Annotated in this window: 8 protein-coding genes; 3 read left to right on the top strand and 5 right to left on the bottom strand. The window is 56.5% G+C overall.

Going from position 1 to position 13317, the window contains the following annotated elements:
• The first annotated feature begins 353 nt into the window (after positions 1-353).
• From UH5x_RS22150 to UH5x_RS22140, 3 genes are all read left to right on the top strand, one after another.
• Entirely contained in the window at positions 354-1763 is a 1410-nt protein-coding gene (locus tag UH5x_RS22150) for a THUMP domain-containing class I SAM-dependent RNA methyltransferase (RefSeq protein ID WP_482633709.1), read from the top strand.
• Between the two features lie 186 nt (positions 1764-1949).
• Entirely contained in the window at positions 1950-3398 is a 1449-nt protein-coding gene (locus tag UH5x_RS22145; RefSeq protein ID WP_482633708.1) for a hypothetical protein, read from the top strand.
• A 71-nt stretch (positions 3399-3469) separates the two neighbouring features.
• Positions 3470-4390, top strand: coding sequence for a hypothetical protein (locus UH5x_RS22140; protein WP_482633707.1), 921 nt, complete (start codon positions 3470-3472; stop codon positions 4388-4390).
• Positions 4391-4531: 141 nt separating this feature from the next.
• On the opposite strand, the gene UH5x_RS22135 is transcribed toward UH5x_RS22140, so the two are convergent.
• The 5 genes from UH5x_RS22135 to UH5x_RS22115 all read right to left on the bottom strand — a co-directional run bounded on the left by UH5x_RS22135 (position 4532) and on the right by UH5x_RS22115 (position 13307).
• On the bottom strand, positions 4532-6001 hold the full coding sequence (locus tag UH5x_RS22135; protein ID WP_047815042.1) for a TlpA disulfide reductase family protein: 1470 nt from the start codon (positions 5999-6001) through the stop codon (positions 4532-4534).
• A gap of 365 nt (positions 6002-6366) precedes the next feature.
• Entirely contained in the window at positions 6367-7848 is a 1482-nt protein-coding gene (locus UH5x_RS22130; RefSeq protein WP_482633706.1) for a DUF1254 domain-containing protein, read from the bottom strand.
• A 74-nt stretch (positions 7849-7922) separates the two neighbouring features.
• Positions 7923-9350 carry a DUF1254 domain-containing protein gene (locus tag UH5x_RS22125; RefSeq protein WP_482633705.1) on the bottom strand — a complete coding sequence of 476 codons (1428 nt, stop codon included), beginning with the start codon at positions 9348-9350 and terminating at the stop codon, positions 7923-7925.
• Positions 9351-9483: 133 nt separating this feature from the next.
• A complete protein-coding gene (locus UH5x_RS22120) occupies positions 9484-12009 on the bottom strand; it encodes a DUF1592 domain-containing protein (protein ID WP_482633704.1) in 2526 nt (841 codons plus the stop codon).
• Between the two features lie 8 nt (positions 12010-12017).
• Positions 12018-13307 (bottom strand): DUF1552 domain-containing protein, encoded by a 1290-nt coding sequence (locus UH5x_RS22115; protein WP_047815044.1) that lies wholly within the window; start codon positions 13305-13307, stop codon positions 12018-12020.
• Positions 13308-13317: the final 10 nt, after the last annotated feature.

Here is a 13317-nt window from a genome sequence, read left to right as displayed (position 1 = left end):
GGGGTAGTTTCACGGCTCGTGCTTGGACTCGATCGGCTGCAGCCGTGTTTCCGATCGTCCCGCAGCATATCGTATCGAAGGTGAATGGGAAGAACGATTCGCCGCCACCCCGGACCGCTTCAAGGCGAATGGGCGCATCGCGAGGGTCAGACAAAGTTTCCGGCTGAGATCAAGGAAGGACCAGGCCTGTCGAAACCTGATAACCACCGCGAAACAGAGTGATTCCCAAACAACCGTGCGTCCAAATGGACGACCAATCGACTATGGTGTCCCTCGTCCACGCAGTCAAAAACCATGTCCAATTTGACGACATCAACAGCTCTGAACCACACTTCGTCCACGTCTGACCACTGATGGAAAAGAAACCAAGCGAATCGATCGCTTCCTCCCCCGCAACCGCCCCCCAGCCATTTGACTTGATTGTCCCCTGCGCGTTTGGCTTGGAAGCGATCGTCAAACGGGAATTGAAAGGACTGGGCATCGAGGCCACCATCAGTGATTCCGGACGCGTTTCGTTCCGAGGCACACCCGAGATGGTTTGCCAAGCCAATCTTTGGCTCCGAACGGCCGACCGGATTCTGATCCGCGTCGCGGAATTCCCTGCCGCTGATTTTGATGCTTTGTTCGAAACAACCCGTCAGATCAACTGGGGAAAGCTGCTGCCCGCCGACGCTGCGTTTCCGGTCACAGGCCGCTCCATCAAGTCGACGTTGACCAGCGTTCCAGCCTGCCAGCGAAGCGTGAAGCGAGCCATCGTTGACGCGATGATGCGAGACCACCGGACCAGTGAATTGCCCGAAACCGGACCGCTCTACAAAGTCGACGTGGCGATCGTGAAAGACGTCGCCACATTGACGATCGACACAACCGGCCGCAGCCTGCACCGCCGGGGATACCGAACTCACATCTCCTCGGCCCCCCTGAAAGAAACCTTGGCTTCCGCAATGGTCTTGCTGAGCTACTGGAGATCCGGTCGCCCTCTGATCGACCCGTTCTGTGGCAGCGGCACAATTCCAATTGAAGCGGCCCGGATCGGTCGCAACCTAGCACCTGGACTCGAGCGAGAATTTGCTTGCCAAGCCTGGCCCAATTTCTCCGCCGAACTCTGGTCCGACACCCGCTCCACGGCGGCCAACCAAAGCTTGCCGCCGCTGGAAGAAAAGCTGTTGGGCAGCGACATCGATGGTCGTGTCCTGACCGCTGCCCGCGACAACGCGATTCGCGCCGGTGTCCAAGATGACATTCATTTCCAAGCCATGCCGGTTCACGAAATCAGCAGCAGCAAACGCTTCGGCTGCGTGATCACCAACCCGCCCTACGGCCAACGCATCGGATCCGGCCATTCGTCTCGCTTCGATGCCGCCGATCATGGCGACCCAGACAGCGAGGGACCTGAAGATTGGGAACTCGACGAGTTGTACGAATCGTTGCCCCAAATCTTTGAGAAGCTGCCCACCTGGTCGAAGTACATCTTGACCGCGTACTCAAACTTGGAACGGGCGATGGGTCGTTCCGCGAATCGCCGTCGGAAACTTTACAACGGCCGTATTGAATGCACGTACTACCAATACCAAGGCCCCAAACCCTACGCGAGCGACCGCCCAGCCACCGAGAAATCTCCGGCACCTGCTCAGCCGATCACACGCGAACCAACCACAAGTGAGCCCTCCGTTCGCGAGACCAACACCAGCAAACACGCCACACCAGAACCGGCCAAACCAAAACCCAAATCACCTTGGCCAAAATCTCCACCGAACTCGTGAACGTTGACCTGGCATCGACGAGCGGACCAACCTCGTTCGGCCTATCATGGACTGATTGCTCAATGCCATTGGCAAATTGCGACTTCAAGATTGAAAGGCACGATGATGCAACGGATGACACTCTCGATACAACCGTGTTGCGAAAGCAAATCCGCGACCAAGCCCTCATTTGCGAAGTTCGGGACGATGACCTTGGCATGGTTTGCATTGTCCATCTGTGTGACTGGCGTTGCGATGGCAGCCGACACGGACAAAGTGTTTCGCGCCGGTGCGGTTGCGATCGACATCACGCCGGAAACATTCCCGGTCAGCTCCTCGGGCAGCATGACGCACCGAACGGCCAAGCAAGCACACGACCCTTTGCACGCTCGTTGTCTGGTGCTGAACGACGGTGAGACAAGCATCGCGTTGGTCACCTGTGACAGTTGCATGATCCCGCGTGAGATCTACGACTCCGCCAAACAGATGGCCGCCGAAGCCACCGGCATCGCAACCGACCACATCCTCTGCTCCGCAACCCACACGCACACGGCGGTCTCGGTCGCGCCGACCTTTCAAAGCTTGGTCGAGCAAGACTACCTCCCGTTTCTCACCAAACGAATCGCTGAAGGAATCGTCCAAGCCCATGCGCAATTGGAACCGGCACGCATCGGTTGGGCAATCGGAAACAATCCCAACCAAGTCTTCAATCGTCGTTGGTTCCTGCGTCCAGGAGTCGAAATCAATGACCCATTTGATTTGGGAACCGATCGAGTGCGAGTGAACCCGAGTGCGAACAGTCCCACGCTGTTGCAGCCGGCTGGTCCAGTCGACCCGGAGGTTCCTGTGGTCGCCGTCCAAGCCCTCGATGGTCGACCGATTGCGATGTGGGCAAATTATTCGCTGCACTACGTCGGCGGTGTTCCTCCCGAATCGCTTTCCGCTGATTACTTTGGTGAGTTTGCTCGCCAATTCACGAACATGATCGATGCAGGGGAAAGCGAGCCACCCTTCGTTGCCACGATGACCAACGGCACCAGTGGAAACATCAACAACATCAACTTCTTCGAAGGCCGCGACCACCAACAACCTTTCGAACAGATCCGGTTGGTCGCCAACGATGTGGCGGCTTCCGCACGTGTCGCCTACCAGCGCATTCAATTCGAAGACTGGGTGCCGCTGGCGATGCGAGAAACCGAGATCAAACTCGGCGTGCGTCGCCCCACTGCCGATGAGGTCGCTCGTGCAGAACAGTTGATCGCCGAGTCCAGTCCGGGCCCCTGGAGTGACCGCCGCTTGATCTACGCGGGAGAAACTCTGGAGCTCGCTGAGTACCCGCCGACCGTGAAAGTGAAACTGCAAGCGATTCGAATCGGCGAGCTCGCCATCGTCAGCAGCCCCTGCGAAACGTTTGTGGAAACCGGACTGGCAATCAAACAGTCCAGCCCCTTCAAGCCGACGTTCACAATCGAACTCGCCAATGGCTACAACGGGTACCTGCCCCCTCCCGATCAACATGCCTTGGGCGGATACGAAACTTGGCGAGCCAAGTCGAGTTACCTCGAGGTCGATGCGGAACCCCAAATCCGGGAAACCCTATTGAACCTGCTCGATGATTTGAAGAAGTCGCCACCAGTTTTCTCTGCCCGACGATGAGTTCCAGAATCCGGTCGACAAGAATTCCGTTGATCGGGGCAGTGGTCGCTTTGGCTGCGATCGTCCTCGCGATGAATTCGCTGCCCCTGGCTTGGTCGAGCGTTCACTGGATGATGCACCCGGAAACCGCATCGTCGCTTCAGTGGTGGATGTCGCGGGCCACCGCGGTGCTGTACGTGGTGACAGCCATCTTCTTTGCCTATGGTCCACCGGCTCAGGCAACCGCGAGCAGAACAATCGCAAGATTGGTCACGATCCTGCTCATCATTGCCGTCTTTCCATTTGCGACCAACTCGATCCAAAAGTTTTGGCACATTCGGCCTGATTCCTGGGACCTGCTGCTTTGGCGACTGGACGACGATTGGAACGAAGGTCGTGTCTTTGACTTCCTCGGTGATTCCATCGCCTGGCTGATCGCAATTGGGGCACTGTGGCTGATAGCCGGGTGGCGAAATGTCGCCTTGCAATCAACTTCGGTTGACGAGGACATCGCCCGCGAAAAGATAACGAAGTCCATCACGATTCAACGCCTGATGGCGTTGACCGCGATGGCTGCTGGCTTCGCTGCGATTCTGCGTTGGTTGCAATGGTCCGCCTCACCGCAGGAGTTCGTTCGCATGACCTCGGCCGTGCCCATCGCATTGTCGATTGCAAGCGTGGGCAAATTGACCCAACGTCCAGGCCACCAAAGTCGCTTTTGGGGATGGGTCCTTGGCGTGACCATGATTCTGCTGACGTGGGTCACCTGGTTCGCGCATGGATTTTTCACCGAGTGGCATTTTCGCTCGATGGTTCAAACGAACTTCAATGCTCCAGTCTCATGGCTGGACGTTCGATTTAGGCAGCACGTCACGATTGCTAACGACGAAACCATTGCTTCGATCGGACAAGCGATGATCGCTTGGACCCTCTTCGCTGTCCTGGGTTATCGACTGGAGCGAACATCGCTCAAGCACCCTGCATCCAATTCGAGCGATCCGGCACCTCGCTGATCGCTCGATTGAATCAGTTGCCCCGGCGGACCAACACCGGCCCGGCTCGCAAGCAAGTGAACCATCGGAATCCCTCGCTTGCCCAGCGGCCAGTCGCTCAACAATTCGTCATGCTTTTCGCCCAAGACAATTCACTCGGGACTATTCGCCCACCAACTCTTTGATCTTGGCGTGCAGTGCGTCCGCATTGGCTTGCCCACTGCCAACTTTGATCATCTGCACCTTGCCTTCGCGATCAACCAGCACCGCATGCGGGATACCGGTCACGCCGAAGTTGGATTGCATCTCGGTGACCTTGGGGGCGACGATGGTTGGGTGCTCCATGTCCTTGGATTGCAGGAATTTCGTGATTGCCTCGCGTTCCTCTTCGGGCGTCGGATCTTCGGATCCGTTCACTGCCTTTCCGCTTTCTTCGTCCCATGTGTAGCCGTAGTACCGGGTGATCCCCACGACCTCAAAGCCTTGATCGCCGAACTCCTCGCGAAATTCTCGCAAGTGCGGAAAGGTTGCGATGCAAGGGCCACACCAGATCGCCCAGAAGTCGTACAAAACCACTTTGCCGTCCAGGTCCTCCAAGCTGATCCCTTCGGCGTTGGCCCACCCATCGATGTCCAACTCAGGAGCGGGCTGACCGATCATCTCCAGTTGCTTTCGGGTCGACTCGATGCGACTTTCCAACGACTTGATTCGAGAAAGGATCGACGCGACGCCCCGGTTCTCTTCGTAGGGCGTCAACTTCGCAACCGCAGCTTCCATTCGCTCGATCGCCTCGTCAGGACTGACCCGAGCGAGCCCGCTGATCACCGAGTATTCGTTGCTCGCGTATTGTCCCATCAAAACGGAGGACTCCGGATAGGCCCCCAATGCTTGTTCAAAAGCGGATGCGACACGCTCTTGCCCATCCACCTCGTCGAACAGACGATTTTGAGTGGTCAGCAGATTGATCAACTCAACGGTTGTCTTCTCAGATCGATCCTCCGTCGCGTTGATCTCTTCTAACTTCGCGACTTGCTTGGCCAGCATGTCCTTGGCGGCGTCTTCATCCTCCCGCGCCAACATGGAGGCACGAACTTGGATCAGACGAGAGAGCGGCATTTGAATTTCGATGGGATGCTTCGCTTCCAACGCCTGCACCTTTTCAATGGCTTGGTCGGACCACTGGGCAGCCAACTCGGGTTGAGCAGCAGGAAGACCGTAGACACTGACCTGGCGAATCAAACTAGAAAGCCGCACTGCGTCGGAAGGCGATTCCGTCCGCTCCAGTTCGAATTCAACCGCAGCCCCAAACTGCGCCATCGCCTTGTCGTATTGGCGTGCCCGAACAAAGCCCGTCGCAATCGTTTGATGCAATGGTTTCAGCTTCTCCGCGACAGCATCCGATTCCATCGCCGTCTCCAGAACCTTGGCCGCCTCGGCAGGCTTCCCCTCCTTCACCAACTGCAGGATTTGATCGGGAATCGAGAGGACCTCAGGCTCCACTTCCGCAACGTCTTCGGCACTCTTTTCGGGAGCGTCGGTCGAGTCTTGCCCGTACGACATTGCCGGGAAGACAAACCCGAGGCTCAACGGTGCCGTCAACAAGCCGATGGCCAAGAACTTTCGCAAACGCATCTGATTTTTCCTTGAGAGATGATCGAATCAATGGTTTCCGCCTGTTGCTGATCCTAACCGGTCTCGGATGCGGGCTGTTGAACGCAATTCACAGCGGAAAATCAAATGCCCCGAAACCCGAAGCGGATGGCAGATTCGAAACCACTAACCAATGGCTGCGAGACTCGATCGATTGATCTGACTCGGCCATTCCCATTGTCGCGTGTTTCGAATCGTGGAGCGGGGACTCACGTGGTCGGTCACTGGATCACAACCGCGCCGGCTTCCCCGTGTCCTGCAAACACCTTCGTGAATCAGCGAACGATCGCACCGCCCAACGTTTGCAGACCGCTGGACGGGGCCGCGAACACCCCGCTATTCCAACATCAGTTGGCTTTCACGATACCCGGAGGGGACCAAGTGCCTTCGCCCGGCGGCAAAATGGACGGGGCCTCGGTTTTGGGCCAGTAGAGACGCATCACCAAGTAGGCTGTGCCGTTCGGCGCCGGGAGCCAATTGCTCTCCTTCTCAGCCCCCGGGCTGTCCTTCTGAATGTACAGCGTCAGCGATCCGTCCGCATTCTTTTTCATGGCGGGAAGCATCGGCGCGTTGATCAAGTATCGATCGATCGGATTCTGGATCAGCAACTGGCTTTTGCCATCGTACATCGTGACTGACCAGAACGAGTTCACTGGCGGGAGCTGTCCGGCCGGGAAGGTCAGCGTGTAGTTGTGTTTGCTTGTTTCGATCGCATCGCCATGGGTATCTTTGCGGGTCGCGGGATACATGGCTTCGGCCGGCACGTTGGCGTAGATCCCCGCCTTTGCTGTCGCTGCGAGCTTCAGAGCATTGCCGCCAAAGAACGCTTCGTCTCCGCCCGCGAGTCCACCGACTTGCCATCCGTTCTGATCCTTGCCCCCGTCGGCTACAAGAGAATCGACCTTTTCAGAACCAGCCTTCATGCCCAACAGCACTTCTGCTTTGTGTTCCAGTGAAAGGTCCTTGAAGTCGAAGGTTTTCCCAGGTCCGATGCCGATGGAGGCAAGCTTTGCACGGATGGACTTGTTGCCCGGCGTCTCCGGTACAAACTGCAATGCGGCATCGAGATATTCGTAAAAGTTGTCCTTGATCCCCTTCGTATTGGCCGGGACGAAGTCGATCTTCGCCGCTGCCGGTGGCGCGGGTTGACCGAGAAAGGCGGAAAGCGGCTGAGCTTTGTACCCCGATTGCACCTTCACCACGTTCGGCATGTCATCGGGGTTGAACAGCTGGGTGCGGAAAATGGTCAAGCCAAACGGAGTGCTGGATCGAAACACCTTCTTGATCCCCGCCGGTGTCTCCCCTTTCCAATCGGGTCCCACCGCAAGGTAGTCGCCCGGTTCGACGCCCGTTGCGCGAGTGCCGATGTAGCCATAGACGAAAGTGTTGCCGTCCACCAACTGAACCGAATAGTAACGTTCCTTCTCGACCGCCGGCACCGAGATCACCATGGGTTCGGCGCGCAGGTCCAACCACAGACTCGAGTAGGGCGTATCACTGTTCGCTGTGACCACCGCGGTGTCCTTGTAGGTGAACACGCGTGCTTCGTTGTGTATCTGGTTGAAGGGGGCTTTGTACTGCCCGGATTCCTTGTCCACACAAAACTCGTTCATGACCGCATAGTTCATCACCAGCGGCAGGCCGTAGATGAAGCCCTCTTCGGCAATCGCTCTGGTTTCTTCGAAGCTCGGCATGTTGATCCCTGCTTGCCCATCGGCACTTGCGGCCTCGGTGATCGGGTCACCCGGTTGATCGCAGGCAGGCAACGTCAGTGCGGTAACAAAGCCCACGATCAGGAAGAGGGCAAATCGTTGGTGAGTGGTCTTCATCCTGCTTTTGTCCAGTGTGCGGCTGTCAGAGGTCGGTTGGCTTGGGATTGCGGTCAGCAGATTCGTTGACTCGGTCACTTCACCATGTCCAACTTGGGTGCTTTCCAAGATCCATCCAACGCCGCTTCGCTGGGCCAATACAGTCGCATGTACATCGAAAAAGGTCCGTCGGGAGCGGGCAACCAGTTCGATTCACGCTCTTTGCCGGGCGATTCGTTCTGAACGTAGATCGTGACTCCGCCGTCGGCGTTCTTTTTCAACTGCGGCAACATCGGCGAGTTGATCAGGTAGCGATGGATTGGGTTGGCCACCAGCAAACTGGACGGCAGCTTGTACATGGTCAACGACCAGAATGCCTTCACAGGAGGATACTGACCTTGTTGAAACGTCAGGGTGTAACGGTGGGTGCCGGTCAACGGATCGCCGCTGGAATCCACTTGATAGACCGGGTACATCGCTTCCTGCTTCGAGTTGCCATAGATGCCGATCGTCGCCAACCAACGCCGCAGGTAATTGCCATTCAAGTATTGACGGGTGCCGAAAACATCGCCTGACGTGATCACCCCTTCCTGCAACTTTCGAGCATCCTGAGCATAGGCCTTCCACGCTTGGGCTCGTCCCTGCTCGAAGGCAGCCGTCATTTCAGGTGTCAGCTTGGCGGGGTCGAACGTTTTTCCGCCCTCGATGCCGATCTTGGCAAAGCGTTGACGAAGCTCCACTTCCGAAGGATCGACCGGGCAATAACCCAGCACAAAGTTCAGAACATTGAAGAACTCCAACGATGTCTTTTGCTCTTCCGTCGTCAATGGTTTGATCCACGGAACCAATGGCGCGGCGGGAGCAGCGGCCTTGCCAAGAAACTTCGACAGCGGCTGTACTTTGTACTGAGACTGAATTTTCTTGACGTTGTCGATGTCGGCCGGATCGAACAACTGAGTTCGAAAGGCCGCCAAAATGAAATCGGTTTCCGAGCGGATCACTTCCTCGATCCCTTCGGGCGTTTCCCCTTCCCAGCCTGGCCCTGCGACAAGAATCGATCCGGCGTCGTTGCCGGTGGTGCGGCTGCCGGCGTAGGCGAAGTTGAACGTGTACGCGTCAATGAACTGAATGCTGTAGTAGCGATTCTTTTCAATTTTGGGCACGGAGATCACGATCGGCTCGGCCCTCAAGTCCAAACCCGCCCAGGAATACGGGGTGTCCGAGTTCGGCGTCTGAATCGCGGTGTCGGCCGGCGTGTAAACGTTGGGAATGTTGGTCAGCTGATTCCAAGGCGCCTTGAACGAGGGGCTGTTTTGATCGACGAAGTAGGCGTGCTGGATGCGATAGCTGTCCACCAACGGGTAGCCATAAATGTAGGCCTCCTTCGCAATCGCAATCACCTCCGGAAGGGGCGTTTCGGAACGGGGCAGGTCGGCCGAGGCCACTTCCTCCGCACGTCCCGGTGAACAGAGCACCATGGCAAGGCCGAAGACAAACAAGTTGGCCACAAACAGCGATTTCATTGGGACAGGCTTTCAGGCATGGAGGGACATTGAAGTCTTGATTCCCGGACAACGGAATCGCGTCGTTGGCACGGAAGACAAACGCCACCAGCCACATCCAATTCTATACCAGACCAAGGAATCAAAGGGCTCCTTAGCGGGAGCGAAACAGATCGCTGGTCAGAACCTCGGTCACCATCGTTTGCAGCCCACCACCGTCCGCTTGGACACGTTCCCAAATTTCATCGATCTCGTATTGATCCGCGCGTTCCATGTGACGCCCCGTCGAATACGCAAGCAGCTTCTCGATCAAACTGCGAGTGAATTGATCCTGGCGGCTTTCCAGCAGCTTCTGCTTGAAGTCTGAAAAATTGGTGAATTCTTCACCAGAAGGAAACTTCCCTGTCGCATCGACCTTTGCCGCGATGCCCTTCCCCTTCGCCTTGGGATACTTGCTCCGCCAGCGACCAATTGGGTCAAAGGTTTCCAGGGCATATCCCAGTGGATCAATGTTGCGGTGACACACCGCACAAGCTTTGTCCTCACGGTGTTTTTCCAGCCGATCTCGGATCGTCATCGCTCCGCTCGTGTTGGCATCAATCGCGGGCACCTCATCAGGTGGCGGTGGCGGCACGGTACCGAGGATATTCTCGAGCACCCAGACGCCACGAGTCACGGGTGATGTGTCGACGCCATTTGCACTGACGGTCAACACTCCAGCCATCCCCAGCACACCGCCGCGTTGGCGGTTCTCCGCTAGGCTGACACGTTGAAATCCATCGGCCAACCGCAACGTCTCTTTCTCTGGCAACCCGTAGAGCTTGGCCAGCTTCTTGTCCACGAAGGAATAGTCCGCGTCCAACAAATCCGTCACCGGCCCGTTCTCATCCAGGAGGTTCCGAAAGAACAGACGCGTCTCTTGCTTCATCGACTCCGGCAGATTCTCCGCGTAGTAGTCTGGGACAGACTTTCGTGGCGGCGGCAGATTCCCTATGTCTCGCAAGTTCAACCAACTGTCGAGAAAACCATTCACGAACTCGTTGGAGCGTTCCGATCGAAGCATTCGTTGAACTTGCTTCTTCAACACAGCGGGTTCGGTCAGCCGGCCCGATTGGGCCTCTTCAAACAGTTCTTCGTCCGGTGGTGCGGCCCACATTGCATAGGAAAGACGCGATGCCAGATCGAAGGGACGCAGCAGCGGTTCCTCTTCCGGTGTGATCTCACTGAGATAAAGAAACGATGGCGAGCACAGAATCATCTTCAACGTATCGAGTGCGGCTTGTCGCGGAGTCGCATTTTCAGACAACCGTTTCTCGTAGATCGCCACAATCCGATCACGGTCCGCCTGCTCGAGCGTGCGACGGTAGGCTCGTTGGCCGAACGCAAACAATTGTTCCAGTGCGTGATCTTCTTGAAATCCCTCGCTCCCAAAAACGGCCCGTTCTTCTTCGCTGCCGTGGAGTTCTTCCACCGGTCCTCGGACTTTGATCTCGCCAATACGAATGTGCGGCAACTTGCCTTCGCGAAGCAGTGTGGTGCGGCTGACACCTTCCTTTGGATTTTTAAATTCGTCCTTGTAACGCCGGTTGGTTTCGATCACAGAGGCCCGTGACTCATAGGGTCCATTGGGGAAAATGAATCGAGGTGTCTGCCCGGCCTCCAGCCAGACACGAAACGGCAACCACTCGGGTTGTTCATCCGGAACGACGGCACTGGCTAAAATCGGCTCAATCGCTTGGGGGTAATGAATGTGCCCCTTGGTGGCATCACCAGGAACCACCGCGATTTGAAAGGGTTCCGAAAGATCGATGCGGTAAATTTTCGGATCGTAGTGCGTGTCGCGGTGCATCGCCTGGGCATTCACTTCGATGTCGTAAAACCCTGACACGGGGACACCTTCGAGGAAGTCTTCGATGTGCCCATAGCCACCTTGTCTGGTGTCCGTGTTGGGTTGCTCGTACAGGCACAAGTATTGAAACTTGAAGACAGCTCGGTGGGCGCCCGTCAGCTCTTCGTACTGCTGGAAATTGTCGGTGAAGTGCCAAGATTTTGGCTCCATCGTCGGCTTGCCGAGACGCGTTTGCACCAATCGCGAGGCCGCCTGGAAATACTGGTCCAGCAAAAAACCCGACGTCACCAGGGATTCGCCGATGGTGTCGAGATGGTGGCTGGTATTTTCTTTCGGGAAGTCGGCGGTCAGCCCCAACGTGTCGACGCGACGACCAAACAACGCCGCCAAAGTGACTTCGTATTCACGGTTGGAAAGCCGACGCATCACGGTTCGTCCCGCATGCCCCTTGAATTGATCGCGGGCATCCGTGATGCCGTCTCGCAACACCTCAAGCAAGTCCAAGCGTTCTTCGTCGGTCGGCTGATCCGATTCCTCCGGTGGCATCAATCTCAACGTCACCTGATTGATGATCTCATCCGTCGTGATCAGTTGTTGCTCCGACGAGATCGGAAGGCTGAACGACTCGAATTCGCGTTCTCCCTCAGCCGAAGCTTTGTCATGACACTCCAGGCAGTACTTCCCCAGGAAATTCGCGACGATCGCGGGGTTGTCAGCGTCCGTCTCCGCCTCGGTTTCAGCAGCGAAAGCGACCGGCGTGTTCAAAAGGGAAAGCACGACCCAAGTTGCGAGAAACGCGATGGACCGGATCGAAAGACTCGAATGCATCATGATCACGTTTAAGAGAAGGTCCCGGTGCTGGTGCCGAACGAATCCGTTTGGACCCCCATCTTCTGAGCAATGTCAACATACAAATTGCACAAAGGAATTTTGTTTCGGTTGCCCGATCCAACCTTCTTGAATTCACCACGACCATAACCACCGCCCGCCAAAACAATCGGCAAATCCGAGTTTGTGTGAGAACTGCCGTTGCCCATGCCGCTGCCGAAGAGCACGGCGGTTGAGTCGAGCAACGTCTGCTCACCGTCCTGGATTCCTGCCAGACGAGTCAGAAACTTCCCGAACTGTTCCAGTTGGTAGGTTTCCAGCGTGATCAGATGTGCGACCGTTTCCTCGTCGTTGCCATGATGCGAAAGGCTGTGATAAGACTTGTCAATTCCCAGATTCTGCGGCAAGAAACTACCACCGATTTCCAGGGTCGCGATCCGTGTCGAGTCGGTTTGCAAGGCCAGCGAGATCAGCTCATACAACATGGGAAGATCGTCCACCGTGTTGGTGTCCGCTGGTTTCTCAAATGGAGCTTCCGGTTTCGGCTGATCAGCCCAACGTCGGCGGACTTCCAGCTGTTTTTCCACTTCGCGAATCGAGCTGAAGTACTCATCGAGCTTCGATCGGTCCTCTTGATTGACTCGCTTCGAAAGCGCCCCAGCTTCTTCGGTGATCGAGTCGAGAATCGATGCTTGCAAAGCGTTCTCATTGACCATCTGCGAGCGTCGTTGCTTCGACTCCGTCATGAACAGACGGTCAAACAACTCGGCTGGCCCAGTGATCGGTGGCACGCGAACGCCAGATTTGGTCCATGACATTTGACACCCGCCATGAATGCCGCCTTCCGATCCCACCGTCAACGACGCAAACCGAGTTTGCTTGCCAACTTCATCGGCGAGAAATTGATCAATCGTCACATTGCCATCGCGGCGATGCTTGGATTCGTGGTGCAGCACGCCCGATAAAAACGTGTGCACTGCGAAGTGCCCGCCGCGAATCCCATGATCCAAGCCTCGATACACATTGATGTGGTCGCGGTTTTCTGCCAACGGCTTCAACAGCGTTGTCTCTTCGAAATCACGTCCAGGTGTTTCCGGAAAAAAATGCTTTTGCTGAAAGCCGAGTAAGTTCCCAACGGCAACGAACCGACGTGTCCCGGTGCCCGCACCACGCGTTGCCTGAACCGGTGAGTTGCGATCGACGGTATCGGCCATCAACGACGGCAATCCTGGCAACGCGAGTGACCCAGCAAGGGAACGAATGACGAAGCGACGCCGGCCGAGATTCTTTGGTTTTGTCATGTTCGTATTC

The sequence above is a fragment of the Rhodopirellula sp. UH5 genome (assembly GCF_056839225.1).
The sequence above is the reverse complement of the archived record's forward strand: the minus strand, read 5'-3'. Positions and strand labels throughout refer to the sequence as shown.

What these genes read in the sequence shown, in the direction of transcription:
- UH5x_RS22145 (WP_482633708.1), top strand. Translation starts at nt 1,950, where the DNA reads ATGACCTTGGCATGGTTTGCATTGTCCATCTGTGTGACTGGCGTTGCG.
- UH5x_RS22125 (WP_482633705.1), bottom strand. Translation starts at nt 9,350, where the DNA reads ATGAAATCGCTGTTTGTGGCCAACTTGTTTGTCTTCGGCCTTGCCATG.
- UH5x_RS22130 (WP_482633706.1), bottom strand. Translation starts at nt 7,848, where the DNA reads ATGAAGACCACTCACCAACGATTTGCCCTCTTCCTGATCGTGGGCTTT.
- UH5x_RS22115 (WP_047815044.1), bottom strand. Translation starts at nt 13,307, where the DNA reads ATGACAAAACCAAAGAATCTCGGCCGGCGTCGCTTCGTCATTCGTTCC.
- UH5x_RS22140 (WP_482633707.1), top strand. Translation starts at nt 3,470, where the DNA reads ATGAATTCGCTGCCCCTGGCTTGGTCGAGCGTTCACTGGATGATGCAC.
- UH5x_RS22120 (WP_482633704.1), bottom strand. Translation starts at nt 12,009, where the DNA reads ATGATGCATTCGAGTCTTTCGATCCGGTCCATCGCGTTTCTCGCAACT.
- UH5x_RS22150 (WP_482633709.1), top strand. Translation starts at nt 354, where the DNA reads ATGGAAAAGAAACCAAGCGAATCGATCGCTTCCTCCCCCGCAACCGCC.
- UH5x_RS22135 (WP_047815042.1), bottom strand. Translation starts at nt 6,001, where the DNA reads ATGCGTTTGCGAAAGTTCTTGGCCATCGGCTTGTTGACGGCACCGTTG.